At 31.5% G+C, this 21826-nt stretch carries 15 protein-coding genes and 1 pseudogene; 5 read left to right on the forward strand and 11 right to left on the reverse strand.

Translation table 11 applies throughout. The annotated features are described in order from the left end of the window. Nucleotides 1-38 precede the first annotated feature (38 nt). The 4 genes from ruvB to HKP59_RS10270 all read left to right on the forward strand — a co-directional run bounded on the left by ruvB (nucleotide 39) and on the right by HKP59_RS10270 (nucleotide 6144). Nucleotides 39-1061, forward strand: a complete 1023-nt coding sequence (ruvB, locus tag HKP59_RS10255) for a Holliday junction branch migration DNA helicase RuvB (RefSeq protein ID WP_291806466.1) — start codon at nucleotides 39-41, stop codon at nucleotides 1059-1061. 97 nt (nucleotides 1062-1158) lie between these two features. Beyond that, the gene (locus HKP59_RS10260; RefSeq protein ID WP_291806468.1) at nucleotides 1159-2889 is read left to right on the forward strand and encodes a SulP family inorganic anion transporter; all 1731 of its coding nucleotides are present in this window, start codon (nucleotides 1159-1161) and stop codon (nucleotides 2887-2889) included. Beyond that, on the forward strand, nucleotides 2873-4618 hold the full coding sequence (locus HKP59_RS10265; RefSeq protein WP_291806469.1) for a SulP family inorganic anion transporter: 1746 nt from the start codon (nucleotides 2873-2875) through the stop codon (nucleotides 4616-4618). Before HKP59_RS10260 ends, HKP59_RS10265 begins: the two co-directional genes overlap by 17 nt. 110 nt (nucleotides 4619-4728) lie before the next feature. Then, the gene (locus HKP59_RS10270) at nucleotides 4729-6144 is read left to right on the forward strand and encodes an MBL fold metallo-hydrolase (protein WP_291806470.1); all 1416 of its coding nucleotides are present in this window, start codon (nucleotides 4729-4731) and stop codon (nucleotides 6142-6144) included. Between the two features lie 78 nt (nucleotides 6145-6222). On the opposite strand, the gene leuB is transcribed toward HKP59_RS10270, so the two are convergent. The 9 genes and pseudogenes from leuB to HKP59_RS10315 form a co-directional block, all read right to left on the reverse strand. Continuing rightward, the gene (gene leuB, locus HKP59_RS10275) at nucleotides 6223-7281 is read right to left on the reverse strand and encodes a 3-isopropylmalate dehydrogenase (protein ID WP_291806471.1); all 1059 of its coding nucleotides are present in this window, start codon (nucleotides 7279-7281) and stop codon (nucleotides 6223-6225) included. A gap of 8 nt (nucleotides 7282-7289) precedes the next feature. After that, nucleotides 7290-8807 (reverse strand): alpha-isopropylmalate synthase regulatory domain-containing protein, encoded by a 1518-nt coding sequence (locus HKP59_RS10280; protein ID WP_291806473.1) that lies wholly within the window; start codon nucleotides 8805-8807, stop codon nucleotides 7290-7292. Nucleotide 8808: 1 nt separating this feature from the next. Next, nucleotides 8809-9405 (reverse strand): 3-isopropylmalate dehydratase small subunit, encoded by a 597-nt coding sequence (leuD, locus tag HKP59_RS10285; protein ID WP_291806475.1) that lies wholly within the window; start codon nucleotides 9403-9405, stop codon nucleotides 8809-8811. 37 nt (nucleotides 9406-9442) lie between these two features. Then, nucleotides 9443-9697: pseudogene (locus HKP59_RS10290) on the reverse strand (four helix bundle protein); the annotation flags it as partial. A 158-nt stretch (nucleotides 9698-9855) separates the two neighbouring features. After that, nucleotides 9856-11250: a 3-isopropylmalate dehydratase large subunit gene (gene leuC, locus HKP59_RS10295; protein WP_291806477.1), complete on the reverse strand. Its 1395-nt coding sequence runs from the start codon at nucleotides 11248-11250 to the stop codon at nucleotides 9856-9858. Between the two features lie 567 nt (nucleotides 11251-11817). Continuing rightward, entirely contained in the window at nucleotides 11818-13338 is a 1521-nt protein-coding gene (locus HKP59_RS10300; protein ID WP_291806478.1) for a carbon-nitrogen hydrolase family protein, read from the reverse strand. Between the two features lie 91 nt (nucleotides 13339-13429). Further along, nucleotides 13430-13771, reverse strand: coding sequence for a hypothetical protein (locus HKP59_RS10305; RefSeq protein ID WP_291806480.1), 342 nt, complete (start codon nucleotides 13769-13771; stop codon nucleotides 13430-13432). Nucleotides 13772-14130: 359 nt separating this feature from the next. Next, complete coding sequence (locus HKP59_RS10310; protein WP_291806481.1) at nucleotides 14131-14274, reverse strand: hypothetical protein; 144 nt, start codon at nucleotides 14272-14274, stop codon at nucleotides 14131-14133. 120 nt (nucleotides 14275-14394) lie between these two features. After that, the gene (locus HKP59_RS10315) at nucleotides 14395-14865 is read right to left on the reverse strand and encodes a CYTH domain-containing protein (protein ID WP_291806483.1); all 471 of its coding nucleotides are present in this window, start codon (nucleotides 14863-14865) and stop codon (nucleotides 14395-14397) included. A gap of 222 nt (nucleotides 14866-15087) precedes the next feature. Between HKP59_RS10315 and HKP59_RS10320 the strand changes: the two genes are divergently transcribed. Next, entirely contained in the window at nucleotides 15088-18126 is a 3039-nt protein-coding gene (locus tag HKP59_RS10320; protein WP_291806485.1) for an aminotransferase class III-fold pyridoxal phosphate-dependent enzyme, read from the forward strand. A gap of 73 nt (nucleotides 18127-18199) precedes the next feature. Here HKP59_RS10320 and HKP59_RS10325 read toward each other — a convergent pair whose 3' ends face one another. After that, the gene (locus tag HKP59_RS10325; protein WP_291806487.1) at nucleotides 18200-20023 is read right to left on the reverse strand and encodes a glycoside hydrolase family 3 N-terminal domain-containing protein; all 1824 of its coding nucleotides are present in this window, start codon (nucleotides 20021-20023) and stop codon (nucleotides 18200-18202) included. Between the two features lie 77 nt (nucleotides 20024-20100). Continuing rightward, nucleotides 20101-20961: a glycoside hydrolase family 16 protein gene (locus HKP59_RS10330; protein WP_291806489.1), complete on the reverse strand. Its 861-nt coding sequence runs from the start codon at nucleotides 20959-20961 to the stop codon at nucleotides 20101-20103. Nucleotides 20962-21826 lie beyond the last annotated feature (865 nt).

Raw genomic sequence — 21826 nt, forward strand, 5'->3', positions numbered from 1 at the left:
TTTAGAAAGGTTTTTTTATTTCTGCTATCTTTGTTTTTATGAATGAAAACTTGAATCCTGATAAAGAACATTTTACTCCTGAAGAATTGGACGTTGAAAAAAAATTACGTCCGCTTACTTTTGACGATTTTACAGGACAAGATCAAGTTTTAGAAAATTTAAAAATTTTTGTTGAAGCAGCCAATCAAAGAGAAGAAGCACTAGATCATACGTTATTTCACGGGCCTCCTGGATTAGGCAAAACAACGTTAGCACATATTCTTTCAAATGAGTTAAAAGTAGGTCTTAAAATCACCTCTGGACCAGTGCTTGATAAACCAGGTGATTTAGCAGGTTTATTAACTAATTTAAGTGAACGGGATGTTTTATTTATAGATGAAATTCATAGGCTAAGTCCTATTGTTGAAGAATATCTATATTCAGCTATGGAAGATTATCGTATAGATATTATGATTGAGTCTGGACCAAATGCTAGAACAGTACAAATAGACTTGGAACCCTTTACTTTAATTGGTGCGACAACACGTTCAGGTTTGTTAACAGCACCAATGAGGGCACGTTTTGGAATTAGTAGTCGGTTACAATATTATAGCACAAAGCTATTAACTACAATAGTTCAACGTAGTGCTACAATTTTAAAAGTACCAATTTCTATGGAATCGGCTATTGAAATAGCGGGAAGAAGCAGAGGGACTCCTCGAATTGCAAACGCATTATTGCGCAGAGTAAGAGATTTTGCTCAAATTAAGGGAGATGGGAATATCAATATAGAAATTGCTAAGTATGCTTTGAATGCTTTGAATGTTGATGCTCATGGATTGGATGAAATGGATAATAAAATTTTAACAACTATTATTAATAAATTTAAAGGAGGTCCGGTAGGTATAAGCACAATTGCAACAGCAGTTGGCGAAAATACAGAAACTATTGAAGAAGTTTATGAGCCATTTTTAATACAAGAAGGCTTTATTATGCGAACACAACGGGGACGAGAAGTTACAGAACTTGCATATAAACATTTGGGTAAAATAAAGGGTAGAAATCAAGGTGAGTTATTTTAATGAATTGGTGTATGCGTTAAATATATAGAGTGACTCACATCACAAAACTACAATTGTGTTGACTGTATTTTTGTGCTAATATAAATATGCTTATAGAATGAATTCAAAAAAAATATTTCCTTTTTTAAATTGGATACCCTTAGCAAAAAAATCATGGAAAGATGATATTATAGCGGGTATTACAGGTACAATAATTGTAATTCCACAAGCCGTTGCATTTGCAATGATAGCAGGTTTACCACCAATTTATGGTTTTTATACTGCTATGATTACACCTATTATTGCTGCACTTTTTGGTTCTTCATATCATTTAATTTCAGGTCCAACAACTGCAATTTCAATAGTTGTATATTCAACCTTGATAAAGATAGTTAATCCAGAAACTGATTTAGAAGGGTTTATTTCCTTAGCTCTTGTCCTAACCTTTTTAGCTGGTTTTTTTCAACTTGTAATGGGTTTTTTAAAAATGGGGAAACTAGTCAATTTTGTTTCCCATTCAGTTGTAATTGGTTTTACAGCTGGAGCAGGTATTTTAATAGCATTTAAACAGTTAACACATGTTTTTGGGATAAAAGTACCTCAAGGCAGTACTATTGTTGAAATCTTAGTTTATATAGGTAATCACATATCTGAAACAAATTGGTATGTTTTTACAGTTGCAATGGGAACTTTAGTAATTGCTTTGGTTATTAAAACATTCATTAAATTATTATCAAGATATTATATGCTAATTGCAATGGTTTTAGGAAGTGTTTTAGCAATTGTTCTTGGTGGAGATATAAATGGAATTGAAACTGTGGGAACTATTCCATCAAACTTGCCTCCTTTCAGAATTCCAGATTTAAATTATGAAAATGTAAGTATACTGAGTTCAGGAGCTATGGTATTGGCTATATTGGGTTTAATTGAAGCTGTTGCAATAGGAAGATCAATAGCATTGCATACACATCAAAAAATTGATGGTAATCAAGAATTTATTGGACAAGGTTTATCTAATTTAATTGCGAGTTTCTTTTCAAGCTATGCTGGATCAGGTTCATTTACAAGATCTGGTGTGAACCATCAATCAGGGGCAAAAACTCCAATGTCTGCTATATTTGCATCTCTATTTTTAATGGTGGTTTTATTACTTTTTGCTAATTATGCTTCTTATTTACCTAAGGCAGCAATGGGAGGTATTATTTTATTAGTAGGTTATAACTTAATTGATATTCACCATATAAAGCAAGTATACAAAAGTAGCGGTAAAGAGTTAATAACCTTATTGATAACCTTGCTTGGGACTTTGTTTTTTGATTTAGAATTTGCTTTATTAGCAGGTATAATTGTATCTTTCTTCTTTTACCTTGAGCGAACTTCAAAACCTAACATAGCAGTGTTAGCAATTGATGAAAATAAAAGATTTATAAATGTGCTTAGAGACAAAGAAGCCCTTGAATGTTCTAATTTAAAAATTATTAGAATTGACGGCTCTATTTATTTTGGCTCTTTAGAAAAAATTTCAGATTATTTTGCTAACCTATATGAAGAAAATAAAATTCAACATGTTTTAATAGCTTCAGATGGAATTAATTTTATTGATTTAGCTGCGGCTGAATGGATTAGTAATGAAATCTTAAAATGGCAAAAAAACAGAGGAGGAATTTATTTTACAGGTTTGAAAGTTGTAAGTAGAGATATTTTAATAAAAGGAGGTTTTATTGATAAAATTGGAGAAGAAATATTTTATAAGGATAAGAAAACTGCAATTACTGAAATTCATAAAAGAATTAATAAACCATGTCGAGTAAAAGCCTTTAAAGAATGTTCCAATGAAGATGAGTCTTAAAGATATATTTCCAATTTTTGAGTGGTTACCCAATTATAATAAATCTTGGTTTAAAGGAGACCTTTCTGCGGGTTTAACGGTTGGAATTATGTTAATACCACAAGGTATTGCATATGCAATGATTGCCGGATTGCCACCAATCTATGGTTTGTATACTGCAATGATTCCTCAAATTATGTATGCAATTTTTGGGACATCGAGACAATTAGCTGTAGGGCCTGTTGCTATGGACTCATTAATTGTTGCCTCAGGTGTAGCAACATTAGCCGAAATTGGAACTCAAAATTTTATAGAGTTTGCAATACTTCTAGCCTTTATGATGGGAGTATTACAAGTTATATTTGGATTTTTTAAACTTGGATTTTTAGTAAATTTTTTATCAAGACCAGTCATTAGTGGGTTTACATCTGCCGCCGCTTTAATTATTGCATTTAGTCAAATGAAACATTTGCTTGGAGTTGATATTCAAAGTGATAATAAGTTACATAGCCTACTAATAGCAGTCTTTCAGCATATAAAAGATATTAATTTTATCGCGTTAGCAATTGGAGTTATTTCAATCTTAATTTTAATTTACTTTAAACGGATAACTACTAAAATACCAGCTGCATTGGTTGTGGTAGTGCTAGGAATTTTAGCAGTGAAATATTTAAAACTAGATGAAGCTGGAGTTCAAATAATTGGAAGTATTCCAGAAGGTTTGCCATCTTTAAAAATGCCTAGTTTTAATATTGAAATAATGAAGGAGTTATTTCCAATTGCATTAACACTCTCTTTTGTTGCGTTTTTAGAAGCAATATCTGTTGCAAAAGCAATAGAATTAAAACATAATAATACGTATAAAGTAATTGCAAATAAAGAGTTAATTGCTATTGGGTTGGGAAATATAGTTGGATCATTTTTTCAAACATACCCAGCAACTGGTGGAATGTCTAGAACGGCTGTTAATAATCAAGTCGGAGCAAAAACACCAATGTCAGCAATTATTGCGAGTTTGGTTATAGGATTTACGTTACTTTTTTTAACTCCAGTTTTTTACTATTTACCAAAGTCTATAATTGCAGCAATAATTATAGTAGCGGTTTACGGTTTGTTAGATTTTAAAGTTCCTAAGCAAATTTTAAAATACTCTATAAGAGAACTAATTATTCTTAATACAACGCTTTTAGTAACTGCCTTAGTTGGAATTAAAGAAGGAATTTTTGTTGGTGTATTATTATCAATGGCAATGCTAATTTATAGAAGTACGAAGCCTCATATTGCTGTTTTAGGGAAAGTTCCAGGTACACATTTTTACAGAAATATTAAACGTTTCGAGGGTGCTTTAGAAGTGAAAAATTCTATTTTAATTGTTCGTTTTGATGCCCAACTTTACTTTGCAAATGTTCAGTATTTTAAAGATAAATTAGATGAATATGTTGCAGAAAAAGGAAAAAATTTAAAGCTTATAATTATTGATGGAGAAAGTATCAATAGTATTGATAGTTCAGGTGTCTATATGTTGTATGAAATTATTAAAAAGTATAATAATTTGGAAATAGATATTGCTTTTACTGGAATGAAAGGTCCTGTGAGAGATGTTTTTGAAAAAAGTGAAATAATGAAAGAAATTACATATAAAAACTGTTTTATGAGTGTCCAAGAGGCTGTTGATGATTTTGATAAAAATGTAAATAATGAAAAAAATGAGCGCACTTATATCAAATATGTAAAACAAACTAATAGTTAAATTTTTCTAAAAAAAATATTTTGTGTAACTTGTATCACAAATACATGAAAACTAAAATGTAGTTTTGAAATTCGAAGAAAAAAAATTAATAACATAAAAATCAATTCATTATGAAAGTTGAACAGTTGTTTACAGGATGCTTAGCGGAAATGGCATATTATATTCATTCCAACGGAGAAGCAGCAATAATTGACCCTTTAAGAGAAACAGAACCATATTTAGAAATGGCAAAAGCAGATGGGGCTAAAATTAAGTACATATTTTTAACTCATTTCCATGCTGATTTTGTATCTGGACAAGTAGATTTAGCTAGAGAAACTGGAGCAACTATAGTTTTTGGTCCAAATGCAGATCCAAACTATGAAATTCATCAAGGAACTGATGGAGAAGAATTTAAAATTGGAGCTTTAACACTTAAGTTATTACACACTCCAGGTCATACAATGGAGTCTTCATCTTACTTGTTAATTGATGAGAAAGGGAAAACACCATATGTGTTTACGGGAGATTGTTTGTTTATTGGTGATGTAGGTCGTCCAGATTTAGCTGTGAAATCTCATTTAACACAAGATGACTTAGCAGGTCATTTATTTGACTCATTGCGTAATAAAATTATGACTTTACCAGATGATATTATTGTATATCCAAATCATGGAGCGGGGTCTGCTTGCGGTAAAAATATGAGTTCTGAAACTTTTGACACTTTAGGAAATCAGAAGAAAACAAATTATGCTTTAAGAGCTGATATGACCAAAGAAGAGTTTATTAAAGAAGTAACTACAGGTCTTAAGCCAGCACCACAATATTTTGGTAATAATGTAAGAATGAATAAAGGTATCAATACAAGTATTGATGAAATTTTGCATAGAGGTACTACTCCAATAGATGCTGATTCTTTTAAAGAAATGAGCGAGCAAAAAGATATTTTAGTAATTGATACACGTTCTAAAGAAGTATATGCTGAAGAAGGTACAGTTCCTGGAGCTTGGTATATTGGTGTTGATGGTAATTTTGCACCTTGGGTTGGTGCACTAGTAAAAGATATCAATCAAAAAATTATTTTCATTGCTGAAGGAGGAAGAGAGCATGAAGTAGTGACTCGTTTTTCACGTGTTGGATATGACAATACCATTGGATATTTAAGAGGAGGAATGCACGCTTGGAAAGCTGCAGGACATGCGTTTGATCAAATAGGGTCTATGTCTGCAATTCAGTTCGCAAATCGATTAAAAGAAGGCTCAATGGAAGCTCCAATAGATGTTAGAAAAGAATCAGAATATTTATCTGAGCACGTTGTTGGTGTTGAAAACTTTCCTTTAGATACTATTCACGCAAATTTTGCAGAATTAAATCCAAATAAGGAATACTTTTTACATTGTGCAAGTGGGTATAGATCGTTAATTGCTGCATCTATTTTCCAAGCAAATGGAATTAGTAAAGTTCACGATGTTAGAGGTGGATTTGCAGATATTAAAGATAGTGGAGCAGAACTTACAGAGTATGTTTGCCCAACTACACTTTTATAATTGAAATAAAATTAGATAGTTAATATAAAAAAAGGGATTGTTACTTGTAACAATCCCTTTTTTGCTTTTGTATAATACTTATAAATTGGTAGCTAACCAGTTTCCAACCTCACTTGTTTTATAAGCTTTATTGTCACCTGATAAATCTTCAGTTACAATGCCTTCAGCTAATGATTTATTTACTACATTTTTAATTGCCTCTGCCTCTTTGGTTAATCCAAAAGCATCTTCAAACATCATAGCTGCTGATAAAATTGTGGCTAGTGGATTTGCAATATCTTTGCCAGCTGCTTGTGGATAAGAACCATGAATCGGCTCATAAAGTGAGGTTTTTTCACCAACCGAAGCACTCGGCATTAAACCCATTGATCCTGAAATTACAGAAGCTTCATCGGTTAAAATATCACCAAATAAGTTTTCGGTTATTAATACATCGTACGAATTTGGCCATTGCACTAAACGCATGGCAACAGCATCAACAAATTCATATGAAACCTCTACTTCAGGATATTCTTTTTCCATCGCTTGAACCGTTTCTCTCCATAATCTCGATGTTTCAAGCACATTCGCTTTATCCACACAACATAATTTTTTGGTACGTGTCATAGCTAATTCAAAGCCTTTTTTAGCTAGCCGTTGAACTTCCGCTCTTGTATAAACACAATTGTCAAAAGCTGTTTCGCCACCATCTCTTCTTCCTTTTTCACCAAAGTAAATACCACCGGTTAATTCTCTTAAAAACACTAAATCGGTTCCTTCAATACGCTCTCGCTTTAAAGGAGAGTTATCAATTAGTGAAGGAAATGTAAATGTTGGTCGCACATTTGCAAATAGTCCCAATTTTTTACGCATTTTTAATAAGCCTTGTTCAGGTCGAACTTTTGCCAAAGGATCATTATCGTATTTTGGATGACCAATAGCGCCAAATAAAACAGCATCGGCATTTACACATATTTCATGAGTTTCATCAGGGTATGGTTCACCAACAGCATCAATAGCTGCAGCTCCTGTTAATGCGGGAGTCCAATTGATTTCATGATTAAATTTTACAGCTATGGCATCGCATACTTTTACTGCCTGTTCAATTACTTCTGGTCCAATTCCGTCACCTGCTAATAGAGCAATATTTAATTTCATTTTTATAATTATAAGTTTAACATTTTTTGAGTTGCTTTAATTGCAGATACTGTTTGATCTGAATCTAAACCTCTCGTAATAAATTTAGTATCTTTAGTTTCCCAAGTAATAATAGTTTCACATAATGCATCAGAAGTACTTCCCGGAGGAATTCTAACAGCATAATCTACCAACTTCGGCAATTTCATTTTTTTTGTTTTATACAATTTACCTAGTGCATTCATAAAAGCATCAAATTGTCCATCTCCTTGCGCATGTTCTTCAAACAACTCACCATCAATTTTTACAGCTACTGTTGTAGATGGTTTCAGTCCTTTCGAATGTGTTAGAACATAAGATTCAATTGTTATTTTTTCTTCATACAAGTTGCTATCTAACACATCTGAAATAATATATGGCAAATCTTCTTTGGTCACCAATTCTTTCTTGTCACCTAACTCAATAATTCGTTGTGTTACTTTTAGTAAATCAACTTGATTTAATTTTAAACCCAGTTCTTGAAGGTTTTTCTCAATATTTGCTTTTCCTGACGTTTTTCCTAAAGCATATTTCCGTTTTCGTCCAAAACGTTCAGGCATTAAATCATTAAAATAGAGGTTGTTTTTATTGTCACCATCAGCATGAATTCCTGCTGTTTGTGTAAATACGTTATCTCCAACAACTGGTTTATTTGAAGGAATTCTAACTCCTGAGAATGTTTCAATTAACTTACTAACTGAATATAATGAGCTTTCTTTCACTTGAATTTCAACTTCATTTTTAAAGAAATCGTTAATCACAGCAACAACGCTAGCCATAGGAGCATTTCCGGCTCTTTCTCCCATACCGTTCACTGTTAAATGTAATCCTTTGGCCCCTGCTTTTATAGATTCCATAACGTTCGCCACACTTAAGTCGTAATCGTTATGTGCATGAAAATCAAAATGAATATCTGGGTATTTTGTAGTTATTTTAGAAAAATAAGCATACGTTTCTGAAGGTGTTAAAACACCTAAGGTATCAGGTAATAAAATCCGTTTGACTGATTGAGTTGCTAAAAAATCTAAAAACTGAAAAACATATTCAGGAGAATTATGCATTCCATTACTCCAATCTTCTAAATATACATTGGTTGCAATATTTGCATTATTTGCCAATTCAATAACTTCTTTTATTTCTGAAAAATGTTGTTCAGGAGTTTTTTTTAATTGGTGCTTTAAATGATTGAGCGAGCCTTTTGTTAATAAATTTTGAACTTTTGCTCCAGCTTTAATCATCCAATCTATAGATTTTCCACCATCTACAAAAGTTAACATCTCAACCTGATTGATATAATTGTTTTTTGCCGCCCAATCTGTAATTGATTTTACAGCTTGAAATTCACCTTCAGAAACTCTTGCTGATGCAACTTCAATTCTATCAACATTTAGTTCTTCTAACAATAATTTTGCGATGGTTAGTTTTTCAGATGAAGGAAAAGAAACGCCTGAGGTTTGTTCACCATCTCTAAGAGTGGTGTCCATGATTTCAATTTTTCTTAACTCCATATTAAAAAGGTCTTGTTTCTGCGAACTTTTCTATTTCAGATTTCATTTTTGTTAAATAATCAATATCGTCATACCCATTTAACATATTTTCCTTTTTATAACTGTTGATATCAAATGACTCTTGTTCGCCAGTTGATAAAATTGTGATTGTTTGGTTAGGTAAATTAATTTCAATTTCAGCAGTTGGATCTGATTCAATTGTTTTAAAAATTTGATCTAAAAAATCAGCGCTTACCTGCACAGGTAAAACACCAATATTTAAACAATTTCCTCTAAAAATATCTGCAAAAAAACTAGAAACCACACAACGGAATCCATAATCATATACAGCCCAAGCTGCGTGTTCTCTTGATGAGCCAGAACCAAAATTTTTACCACCAACTAATATTTTTCCTTTATAAATTGGATTGTTAAAAACAAATGATTCTTTTGGAGTATTGTCTGAATTATATCTCCAGTCTCTAAAAAGATTGTCACCAAACCCTTTACGTTCTGTAGCTTTTAAAAAACGTGCAGGTATAATTTGATCGGTATCAACATTTTCAATTGGTAATGGAACCGCGGTACTTTTTAATATTTCGAATTTATCGTAAGCCATATTATTATGCTTTTGGCTGCTAGCTTTTAGCTGTTGGCTATTTGCTAGTAGTGTTAATTTTACTTATTAATTTATTTAAACTTCTTTTTAGTTGGTCTACTTTTCCAACTAATTCGATTATATCTTTTTCTGAAACAAGGTTTAAATCTTTCACAAGAATTAAAAAATATTCCAATTCTGTTGCTGATCCATTTGCAATAACAAGAAACCTTTTAAATTCAACCTCACTTTCTCTACCACAACCTTCTGCTATATTTGCAGGGACAGATGATGAAGCTCTTCTCATTTGACTTGTTAAGCCATATTACTCAACTTTAGGAAAACTATTTGTTAATTTATAAACATCTAATGTAATTTGATGCCCTAATTCCCAAACTTGATATTTTCTAAAATTCCTCATTCAACAAATTTAATTAGCCAATGGCAAACTGCTAAAGGCTAAAAGCACTGTTATAACAATGTTCTTGGATCAGTTACAACGCCTGTTACCGCTGTTGCTGCAGCGACTAGCGGACTTGCTAATAATGTTTTTGATCCTGGTCCTTGACGTCCTTCAAAATTTCTATTTGAAGTACTTACTGCAACTTTACCTGCAGGAACTTTATCATCGTTCATTGCCAAACAAGCTGAACAACCTGGTTCACGTAACACAAAACCAGCTTCATTAAATATATCTAATAAACCTTCTTCTTTTATTTTTGCTTCAACAATATGTGAACCAGGCACTAACCAAGCTGTAATATTAGCTGCTTTTTTACGTCCTTTTACAATAGATGCAAATGCTCTAAAATCTTCAATTCTACCATTGGTACAACTTCCAATAAATACATAATCAACAGGTTTACCAATCATAGATTCTCCTTCAGAAAAGCCCATATAATCAAGTGATTTTTTATAGGTTGCAGCTCCACCTTCAACTTGATCAGCGGTTGGAATGTTGTTAGAAATACCAGTACCCATACCTGGATTGGTTCCATAGGTAATCATTGGTTCAATTTCATCAGCACTAAAAGTCAATTCTTTATCAAAAATAGCATCTTCATCAGTACTTAATGTTTCCCAATAAGCCATTGCTTTATCCCAACCTGCTCCTTTTGGTGCAAATTGTCTTCCTTGTACATATTCAAATGTTTTTTCATCTGGAGCAATTAAACCTCCACGAGCTCCCATTTCAATACTTAAATTACAAACGGTCATACGACCTTCCATGGTCATATTTCTAAACACATCACCAGCATATTCAACAAAATAACCAGTTGCTCCTGAGGTTGTTAATTTTGAAATGATAAACAATGCAACATCTTTAGGTGTTACTCCTGCTCCAAGCTCTCCGTTTACGTTGATACGCATTTTTTTTGGCTTAGGTTGCATAATACATTGAGATGAAAGCACCATTTCAACTTCTGAAGTACCAATACCAAAAGCAATAGCACCAAAAGCGCCATGTGTTGATGTATGTGAATCACCACAAACTATGGTTGCACCCGGCAATGTAATTCCGTATTCTGGACCTACAACGTGTACAATTCCATTTTGTTGATGTCCTAATCCCCAGTGAGAAATTCCCCATTCGGCAGAATTTTCTTCTAAGGCTTTTAGCTGATTCGCTGAAAGTGGATCTTCAACAGGTAAATGTTGGTTTATAGTTGGTGTGTTATGATCTGCTGTAGCAAAAGTTCTATTTGGAAATAAAACGCTATTATTTCGACTTTTTAACCCTAAAAAAGCTACAGGACTTGTAACCTCATGAATTAAATGTCTGTCAATAAACAGCACATCTGGTCCGTCTTCAATTTTACGAACAACGTGTGAATCCCAAACTTTGTCAAATAATGTTAATTTCATGTATCTATTTTTTTGTAATTATTTTTTACTTTCTTGAAAATCTTAAGTAAAATAACGGCTGCAAAATTAACAAAAGGATAAAAATTATCATTTTCTGAACTTATATTATACGATGTCCAAATTACTTTTTTATTATTTATTTTCATTTTTAAATATACAGAAGCCAATTTAACTAATGGATCTTTATTTACGCGACGGTTTATGCTTTGCAAAAATCGCAAATAGAAAAGTTATTATTTTAAATATTTTATATTAAAACCAGTTAAAATTTTAATAAAATATAGTTTAAAACTATTTTTCATAAACTATTTATAATTTATGTTTAAATAAAGAATAAATGTGTATATGCTGAATTATTGCTTGTTTTATATGGTTAAATATTAAAAGAAACTCTTAATACAATCAAAATACTACGATATTCAAAAAAATAAATTTTTATGACGAAGTGAAATTTAAAATACTATATGTTTTAATTTTTCCTTAAAAGCAACTTAGCAAGAATTTTGTTTAAAGTAGACATGCGCTTTAATCTTATTTTTATATTCTAATAACCAATTTTAAAATTGATTATTTTTTTCTCAATTCAAAAAGGTCTGTTCTTCGATCTTTTAGATTTCGAACACTTCCAAATTGATTTAGTTCTCTTAACAGTGAAATATCAACATCAGCAATTAAAATCATTTCATTATTTGGCGTAGCTTCAGCTTTAATACCATTTGTTGGAAAAGAAAAATCACACGGTGTAAAAACCATAGATTGTGCATATTGAATATCCATATTTTGAACTTTTGGTAAATTCCCAACACTACCTGAAATAGCAACATAACATTCGTTTTCAATGGCTCTAGCTTGTGAGCAATGTCTAACTCTTGAATATCCATTTTGAGTATCGGTTAAAAACGGTACAAATAAAATATCCATTCCTTCATCAGCTAATATTCTACTTAATTCAGGGAATTCAGAATCATAGCAAATTAAGACGCCAATTTTCCCGCAATCAGTATCAAAAGTTTTTAAGGAATTACCTCCTTGTAACCCCCAAACTTTAGCTTCATCGGGTGTAACGTGTAATTTTTCGTAACGTTCTGTTGAACCATCTCTTTTACATAAGTATCCAACATTATAAAGTTTACCATCAACAATTTCTGGCATACTTCCAGAAATGATATTAATGTTATATGAAATAGCTAATTTTGAAAATAATTCAACAATTTTCTCTGTGAAGGATGCTAACTCTCTAATGGCTTCAGCTTCTGATAAATGGTTGTTTTTCGCCATTAAAGGAGCATTGAAAAACTCTGGGAACAACGCAAAATCTGAACGATAACCAGACACAGCATCAACAAAAAATTCGACTTGCTGCATAAGCTCTTCTAAATCTTTGTAAGGCCTCATTTGCCATTGAATTAACCCCAAGCGTACTATTTTTTTTATTGTTGCGGCTTTTTTAGTTGGCTTTTCATAATAAATGTTATCCCATTCTAGAAGTACAGCAAATTCATTGGAAGCTTTATCGCCTTCAAGATATCCTTTCAATATTTTCGCAGGGTGAAAATCATTTGAAATTTGAAAATTTAAAACAGGATCGTGAATTTCTCTACTTCTAACTTTGTTGATGTATTCTTTTGGAGTTAGTTTATCTGCATATTTATGATAATTTGGTATTCTACCACCAAAAGCTACACCTTTTAAATTTAAGCGTTCACAAAGTTCTTTTCTGTAATCATAAAGTCTTCTACCTAATCGTAATCCTCTAAATTCTGGTATAATAAAAATGTCAATTCCGTATAAAACATTTCCATCATTTGAGTGTGTATCAAAGCTATAGTTACCCGTTATTTTTTCGTAGTTATGTTCATCTTCAAACTCATGATAGTCAACAATTAGTGACAGTGCAACACCCGCAATTTGATTATTCACTTTAATAACAACTTGCCCTTCAGGAAATCGATCAATTAACGTTTTTATTTGATGCTCTTTCCAATATGAATTTGGCATAGTGGTGTAAGAGTCTATCATTGCTTTTTTTAATTCTTGATAATCATCAAGGTCTAAGTATTTTAATTCAATATTTTCTATTTCTTCCATGTTTTTCTTGATTTCTGGACGAATTTAGTTAAAAATTCAATATTTATAGAAAAAGGCTAAATCAAATTATGTTTAGCCTTCTCTATTTTTTTTAATTAATTTTTTCGAGCTTTATAATATTTTTTACAACTAACATTTGTCCTGTTGCTTCTCCCTCTTCATCATATTCATCAATTTCTTCCTCTTTCCAAGTTATTTTAAAAGTGAGTCCAATTAGTTCATCATCATATAAACTAATTTCAATTTCATCGCTCATTCTGTAAAATAAGATACTATTGTTTTCAGAATCGGTAAATTGAAACATTTCATCTTCTGTAACTCCGTTAAAAGTTGCAGTTATTGTATTTTTATCTTGCTGGTAAATTGAATTATTCATTCCAGAAAAGTTAATACTAATAAAAAAGAAGAAGGTAAACGAAACGATTGTTTTCATATTTTAAAGTTTTATTAAGTTTAATTGTATATAAATTATTAGCGTATCACCAACGAATTAGCTTAATAAGCTTGTGATACTTTTTTGAGGAATAATAAATTTATATACGCATAGGCTTTAACTTTAAAATCCAAACAAATATAATTTATTTTTATAATTTTTAATGATTTTATTTTTTAAAAATCAGAAATAGTTTTAAATGTTAAATCGCTGATAATGTGATCAAAAAATAGGTACCTGAAGCAATTCCTATTTTAGTTAATGATGTAATGTATATGAAAATTAGTCACAATTTTAGAACAATCCATTTGGTGTAATTCCCAACCATTTAAAATATGTCATCACCATAATAATTGATGCTATCCAAGCAATAATGCAGGTTTACTATTAAATGGGAGCGTATATACATGTTCAATAAGCATTGCAACAGGAAAGGCTAAGCTCATAATAGGGTGATTAAATCGAATTCTACACCAAATTGTTAAAGGACCAGCAATTAACATTAAAAACTTTCAAATTTTGATTTCTTTCTTATAGGAATTTTCATCATTCTATAGTTTTTCATCTCTCATACATCAAATCTTTCCAAAGATTTGCTTTCTTACAGTTTTTGTTTTAAAAAATCACCAATTTTTAAATGGGTTTTTCATGAGCATTGAGTTGTAATACTTTGCCTGCCCAGTAACTTCTTCTCCTAGCCAAGATGGTTTTTCAAAATACTCATCTTCAGCATTTAATTCTACTTCGGCAACAATTAAACCTTCATTTTCACCGTAAAATTCATCTATTTCAAAAATATGCTTACCGGATTTTATATTAAAACGTGTTTTATCAATTACGCCTGGTTCACTAATTTTTAATAAATCTGTTGCATCCTCAATCGATATTTCTTTTTCCCATTCATAACGAGTTGTACCAGATTTATTTCCTATCCCTTTTACTGTAATAAAACCTTTATTCTCTTTAATTCTTATACGTACCGTTCTCTCTGGAACAGTTGATAAAAAACCTTGTACAATTTTAGTTTTGTTGAATGAATCTTTTTTAAAATCATTATTTATTACCAAAAATTTTCGTTCAATTTCTTGTGCCATAATTCAAATATGATATTTCCTTTTTTAAAAATAGTATAATAAAATGAAGACTCATCAAATTTTATTATTCTTTTTAAAAGTACCAACTTTTGTGCTTTATATTCTAAAAAATAATGAAAATGTATATTTTTTTAAATAATAAGAGTTTAGATAATTTTTCTAAATCAAAATTAATTAATTTTAAGCGTTTATTAATATTTTACATTTAGTTGCCAAGCATTTATGATTTACAATAATCTAAAAATAAGCGTTAAACTTGCAGAAGAAATCCTTTTAGAAAAGTATAAAATAAAAGGTGTAGTATCTAAACTTCCAGGAGAAATTGATTTTAATTTTCGTGTTAAAACTAAAAATTGTGATGGTTATGTTCTCAAAATTTCTCGTCCAGAGGAGAATGACAACTATTTAGATTTTCAACAAAATTTAATTCAGTACACGCAAAAGAATAATTCAAATCTTATAGTTCCTAAAATTGTACAAGATGTAAATGGAAATTGTATTTCAGAAATTACGGATGATTTTGGGAGCGAACGAAAAGTTAGATTATTAACTTGGGTTTCGGGAAGAATTTGGAATGATGTTAACCCTCAATTGAATGATTTACGCTTTAGTTTGGGAGAACAATGTGGACAGTTAACAGATTCTTTAAAAGGTTTTGAGCACGAAGAATCCTATCGTGAACTAGATTGGGATATTGCACAATCAATTTGGACAAAATCTTATCTACATTTATTTGAGGATAAGGAAAAAGAAATTATTTCTTTTTTTCAAAAAAGATTTGAATCTTCCCTATTTTCATATAAAAACCTTAGAAAATCTGTTGTACATAACGATGTAAATGAAAATAATATCATTGTAACTAGCGAATTAGTGTATCCAAAAGTGAAAGCAATTATTGATTACGGTGATGCTATTTACACTCAAATTATTAATGATTTGGCGGTTGTTTGTTCCTACGCAATTATGCATCATAAAGAGCCATTAGATGCGGCCTTACCAATTGTTAAAGGGTATCATTCTAAATTTCCTTTACAAGAGTGTGAACTAGTTCATTTATATAATGCTATTGCCATGCGTTTGGTTATTTCGGTAACAAAATCTGCAATGAATAAAATTGAAGAACCCGACAATATATATTTACAAGTTAGTGAAAAACCAGCTTGGAAAGTTCTTAAAAAATGGCATAAAGTCAGTCCCGATTTTGCTTATTATAGTTTTAGAGAAGCTTGTGGTTTTTCTGCACACCCTAATGAATCTAAGTTTTCTAATTGGGCAGCTAACAATCATTTTAGTTTAACTGAATTATTTCCAACTGTTAAAAAAGAATCCATCTATCCATTAGATTTAAGTGTTTCTAGTAATTGGATTGGGCATTTTAATGATTTTAACGATTTGGAATATTTCGAATATAAAATCAATAAATTACAATCAAAATATCCATCAAAAATATTAGCTGGAGGTTATTTAGAACCTCGTCCGTTATACACTTCAACTGAATTTGATAAAATTGGAAATAGCGGAAGAGAAAGTCGTACGATACATTTAGGAATCGATTTTTGGCTTCCAAATCATACTCCGGTTCACGCGTTATTTAATGGGGAAGTTGTAGTTTCTTATAACAATGCGGGAAACAAATTATATGGAGGTCTAATTATTTTAAAGCACAACGTTGAAGATTTTGTATTTTATACAATATATGGTCATTTAAGTATTGAAAGTGTTACACATAAAAAAAATGGAGACAAAATTAAAAAAGGAGAGTGTATTGGCTATTTAGGAAAAAAAGAAGAAAATGGTAATTGGGTTCCTCATTTACATTTTCAAGTGATATTGTCGTTATTAAATTATAGAATTGATTTTCCTGGTGTTGCGTTTAATCATCAAAAAGCCATTTGGAAAAGTATTTGTCCAAATCCAAATCATTTATTTAAACAAAAAGAACTTCAACAAACAGAAGCTATTTCTAATGATGAAATTATCGCATACAGACAACAACATATAGGAAAAAGCTTACGCTTACATTATCATCAACCAATTAAAATGGTACGTGGTGCAGGTCAGTATCTAATGGATCAGTATGGGAAAAAGTACTTAGATACCGTTAATAATGTAGCGCATGTGGGTCATGAAAATTACTCAGTAGTCAAAGCTGGACAAGCGCAAATGGCATTAATCAATACAAATTCAAGGTATTTACATGAAAATATTAATAAACTTGCTAAAGAGTTAATTGAAACGTTGCCTTCTGAATTAAACGTGCTTCATTTTGTAAATTCAGGAAGTGAAGCGAATGAATTAGCCATTAGAATGGTAAAAGCTGCTACAGGTCAAATAGATATCATAGCTTCTGAAGTTGGATATCACGGCAATACCAATATGTGTATAGATATTAGTTCCTATAAATTTGATGGAAAAGGAGGGAAGGGTGCACCTGAGCACACTCATATTTTTCCATTACCCGATGCTTTTAGAGGAAAATATAGAGGAACAAATACTGGAGTAAAATATGCTAATGAAGTAGAACAGCTAATTACGAATATTCAGAAAAAAGGAAGAAATGTAGGAGGTTTCATCATTGAACCAATAATTAGTTGCGGCGGACAAGTAGAATTACCAGAAGGCTTTTTGTCAAAATCGTTTGACTTAGTGAGAAAAGCCGGTGGGATATGTATTACAGATGAAGTTCAAACGGGTTGTGGTAGAATGGGAAAAACGTTTTGGGGTTTTCAGCTTCATAATGTTATACCAGATATTGTTACAATTGGTAAACCTTTAGGGAATGGGCATCCCATAGCTGCAGTAGCTTGCACGCAAGAAGTAGCTGATAAATTTGCGAATGGTATGGAATATTTTAACACTTTTGGGGGCAATCCAGTTTCTTGCGCCATTGGTACTGAAGTTTTAAAAACTGTTAAACGAGAAAAATTACAAAAAAATGCTTTAATCGTTGGAGAATTTCTAAAATCGGAATTAAAACAAATTTCTAAAAAATTTCCTATTGTTGGAGATGTGCGTGGACAAGGACTATTTCTTGGGATTGAATTGGTCGATGCTCATTTGAACCCATTATCATTACAAACAGACTATTTGGTAAACCGAATGAAAGATTTTGGAATACTAATGAGTATTGATGGTCCTGCTCATAATGTGATAAAAATAAAACCACCATTGGTGTTCACAAAAGAAAATGCGGAAGAATTAATAGTGTATTTAAGAACTATTTTTGCTGAAGATTTCATGAAATCATACGAACAATTTTAGACTCTATAATTATCATCTTAAAATAAAAAAGGATGTCTAATTAATACTTGAAAATTCAAATAAAAACAACTATTTAGTAGGTAAGCCCATATCCAAATTCGTATAAAGGAGTTATCGTATTGTTCCAAAAATTAGGCCCATATGTACCTTCAAAGTCTTTTTCATATTTTGGCCAAGAGTGAGGTAATTTACCTGTAAAATTAAAATCTCCAAATAAAACTTCTGCAATTCCATCTCCTTCAGATCCTGGCAGCCAAGCCGCAACAAAAGCATCCGTTTGTACTATTTCAGGGGTAACAACCAAAGGCCTTCCTGAGATTAATACAACAATTACATCTATACCTTTATTTGAATAGTTTTGAATATAGCTTTTATGTTTTTCAGACAAGCTCAATTTGTAAGTACCATTTCCATCTCCAATATCACCGAAGACTTCTGCATAAGGTGTTTCTCCAACGACTATTATTGCAACATCAGCATCTAAATGATTACCAGTTGCATCCATATCGTAAACTACATCTCCTTTCGCTATTTTTTTAATACCATCTAAAATAGTAGTGGCTCCTTTATAGTTTTGCTTTACTCCTTGCCAAGCAATAGTCCAACCCCCAGATTGTAATCCAGAATTATTAGCATGTTCACCAACCACAACTATTTTCTTTGCGCTTTTATCAATAGGTAAAACCTTGTCTTGATTTTTCAATAGCACCAATGATTCTCTTACTGCTTGACGTGCTTTTGCTCTATGTTCTGAGCTTCCAATTTGTTGTATAAGGCTAGCATTAGGAAAGGGGTTTTTAAACAATCCCAATCTAAATTTTTGACGTAAAATTCTTTTAACAGCATCATTAACTCTTTCCATAGCTACATATTCGCTATCAATTCCTTTTTTTAGTCCATTTTGGAAAAACGCTAAATCTCCATCAACAGCCATAACCATATCAACTCCAGCATTTATAATATCATTTTTACCAAATCTAGAATATCCTTTCCAGTCAGTAACAACAATACCATCAAAACCCATACTTGTTTTTAACGTATCAGTTATTAATTCTTTATGTGCGTGCATAGCCTTGTTTGACATCGCATTGAATGATACCATAATAGATCCTACTCCTGCTTTTACAGCAGCTCGGTATGGAGGTAGTAACCGTTCAGAAACTTCTTTTAAATTCAAGGAAGTATTTCCACCTTCAATACCAAAGTCTGTTGAGCCGTCTCCTATATAATGTTTCGCAGTTGCCATTACAGTACTACTGTCACTTAATTTTCCTTGATGACCTTTTACGGAAGCTATTGCCATCTCTTCTGTTAATTCTGTACTTTCAGAAAACGCTTCATAAACTCTTCCCCATTTTTCATTATACGGAATTGCAATGCACGGAGAAAATGTCCAATTAAATCCGGTAGCCTGAGTTTCAATTGCAGTAATTTCAGCAGCTTCTTGAACTAATTTAGAATTATGAGTAGCGCCCATTCCTATATTATGCGGAAAAATAGTAGCGCCTTCAAAAGTATTTTGTCCGTGTACAGCATCTACTCCAAAAAGTAGCGGAATTCCTAACCTAGTAGATAAGGCTTTCTTTTGCAAAGTTATAAACCTTGCTTGCCATTCTTCGGCATCTTTTCCTGGCGTTGGTCCTTGCGTATGAATAACAGATCCAATAAATTTAGTTGCAATATCTTCATCGGTTATATCGCTAAAATGACGTACTTGTGACATTTGCCCAATTTTTTCCTCTAAAGTCATTAGTGACAAAAGTGAATCTACTTTTTTTTCTATAATAGTATCCTCAGTCACTAATTTTTCAAGCGGTTTCTGACATGAACTTAGCGCATAAAAAAAGAAGCTAATTAATATAATTTTGTTTAAAGTACTTGAATTTAGTTGTATCATTTTATTTTTACGCAAGCCGTAAAGGGTTGCTTTAGGTTGATTTTGGAATAATAATTCTTCGATATTGACTTAGAGTGTTATTTTCTATATTCATGTTTTACCCAATCCACTTCCATAACCCATTCGCCTTCCATAGGTGAATCTGTAATTTTAGCAAAGTTTAAAATAGCAAACATAGGCTCAGGATAATTATCGCCCTCTCCAACATTACGATATACTTCTTTACCATCAAGGCCATAAACCAAGTCGCTACCTTCCCATTCCACAGAGTACTCGTGATATTCAGTTAATTTGGCAGGAATATTAGTACGCAAACTCCACCAATCACCTTTATCACATTCTCCTAAATTTTTAATAGCTCCTGTTGTATAATGATCTTTATCTCCGTCTCCGTGATGTTCAAAAATATCAATCTCTCCAGATCCCGTTAATGGCCAACAAACTGTTTCATCTTCTTCTTGCACAGGAGACTCGTTGTTTTGAGCGCCTAATAACCACCACGCAGGAAACATACTAGCTTCTCCACTTCCTGATAATTTTAATTTAGCAGTCCATTTACCCTTCACAAATTCTTTACGATTTTTTGATGCAATTCTACCAGCAACGTATTCTGTACTTGGTTGTTGTTTACCAAACTTATCTAGATTATCACTTTCGCGTTTTTCTGCAATTTTAATTACTTTTATTTTTAATGTTCCATTACTTACTTCTCGCGTTCCAAATTCTCCATTGGGCACATAACTTTGTTTTTCATTATTTACCCAAATACGCTGATCTTGCCAGTTTTCCGGATTAAAAGTATCAAAATTGTCTAAAAAATCTACTTCCCAAACATCTGATTTGACTGCTTGATCTGATTCTTTATTTTTTGTTTTACAGGATAATATACTCATTCCTATTATCATAAAACTTAACAAATAGTAATTTACTTTTTTCATATCTATGGTTTCAATAGTTATATATTTTTTAAACTTAATTAATTTACTCTCTATTCAAAAATTTGAGAACTCTATGAGTTTACAAAAGTATCAAATGTAATTACTTTCCAGTAATATAAAAAAAATCAGCCTAAAAAGGTTCAAGGTTGCATTGGTATTGTATTTTGGACTGGATTTATAACCTTCGGGTTATGAGTTCCTCCTAGACCATTTTAAAAACGGTTTTACTGGGCTCCCGCGCTATAAATTTGCAAAATCGTGTTCAAAAACGTGTTCAGTTTAAGATTGATTTGTTATACAAATAGTTACTCAAATATATAAAAATGATATTTAAATAATACGAAATTAGCTTTTTAATTTAAAAAATTTGAAGCCGTAATTTTAAAGGAATAAAGTGATTTTAAACTAATCTGATTATTATCATTAATAGGTTTAATGATTTTTTTTATATTTGAAGTATTGATGATGCTTACACGGAAAAATTGCTAATTTCTAAGTTTAATTTTATTGATAATTGGATTTCTGGTAATTATTTAGGAGTAATTGTTAACGGATAAAAACAACACAAAAGTACGTTTATCTCTAAAATTTGAGTGATAAACATTATAATTCTAAATGATATAACGAGTTGTGCATAATGCGGAAAATCGTTCTAAACATCAACATTTGAACTAAAAAAGCCAACGCGCAAACAGCACATTTATTTTTTGCCAACGCGAAATACCAACGCTTAAAAAAACAAAAGAGCTGTTTCTTTGCCATCGCTAAAATCCGAATACAATCGGAATTAAGAAAAGACTTTGCAACACCATTGCATCAATATTTTTTTATCTTTGTGCCAATGAAATTTATTACAGTCTTATTA

The organism is Lutibacter sp., from assembly GCF_013041805.1.
Lineage (GTDB): Bacteria > Bacteroidota > Bacteroidia > Flavobacteriales > Flavobacteriaceae > Lutibacter.

Bases quoted from the DNA above. Each gene is read 5' to 3' on its own strand.
- ruvB (WP_291806466.1), top strand. From the start codon at position 39: ATGAATGAAAACTTGAATCCTGATAAAGAACATTTTACTCCTGAAGAA.
- HKP59_RS10260 (WP_291806468.1), top strand. From the start codon at position 1,159: ATGAATTCAAAAAAAATATTTCCTTTTTTAAATTGGATACCCTTAGCA.
- HKP59_RS10265 (WP_291806469.1), top strand. From the start codon at position 2,873: ATGAAGATGAGTCTTAAAGATATATTTCCAATTTTTGAGTGGTTACCC.
- HKP59_RS10270 (WP_291806470.1), top strand. From the start codon at position 4,729: ATGAAAGTTGAACAGTTGTTTACAGGATGCTTAGCGGAAATGGCATAT.
- leuB (WP_291806471.1), bottom strand. From the start codon at position 7,281: ATGAAATTAAATATTGCTCTATTAGCAGGTGACGGAATTGGACCAGAA.
- HKP59_RS10280 (WP_291806473.1), bottom strand. From the start codon at position 8,807: ATGGAGTTAAGAAAAATTGAAATCATGGACACCACTCTTAGAGATGGT.
- leuD (WP_291806475.1), bottom strand. From the start codon at position 9,405: ATGGCTTACGATAAATTCGAAATATTAAAAAGTACCGCGGTTCCATTA.
- leuC (WP_291806477.1), bottom strand. From the start codon at position 11,250: ATGAAATTAACATTATTTGACAAAGTTTGGGATTCACACGTTGTTCGT.
- HKP59_RS10300 (WP_291806478.1), bottom strand. From the start codon at position 13,338: ATGGAAGAAATAGAAAATATTGAATTAAAATACTTAGACCTTGATGAT.
- HKP59_RS10305 (WP_291806480.1), bottom strand. From the start codon at position 13,771: ATGAAAACAATCGTTTCGTTTACCTTCTTCTTTTTTATTAGTATTAAC.
- HKP59_RS10310 (WP_291806481.1), bottom strand. From the start codon at position 14,274: ATGTTAATTGCTGGTCCTTTAACAATTTGGTGTAGAATTCGATTTAAT.
- HKP59_RS10315 (WP_291806483.1), bottom strand. From the start codon at position 14,865: ATGGCACAAGAAATTGAACGAAAATTTTTGGTAATAAATAATGATTTT.
- HKP59_RS10320 (WP_291806485.1), top strand. From the start codon at position 15,088: ATGATTTACAATAATCTAAAAATAAGCGTTAAACTTGCAGAAGAAATC.
- HKP59_RS10325 (WP_291806487.1), bottom strand. From the start codon at position 20,023: ATGATACAACTAAATTCAAGTACTTTAAACAAAATTATATTAATTAGC.
- HKP59_RS10330 (WP_291806489.1), bottom strand. From the start codon at position 20,961: ATGAAAAAAGTAAATTACTATTTGTTAAGTTTTATGATAATAGGAATG.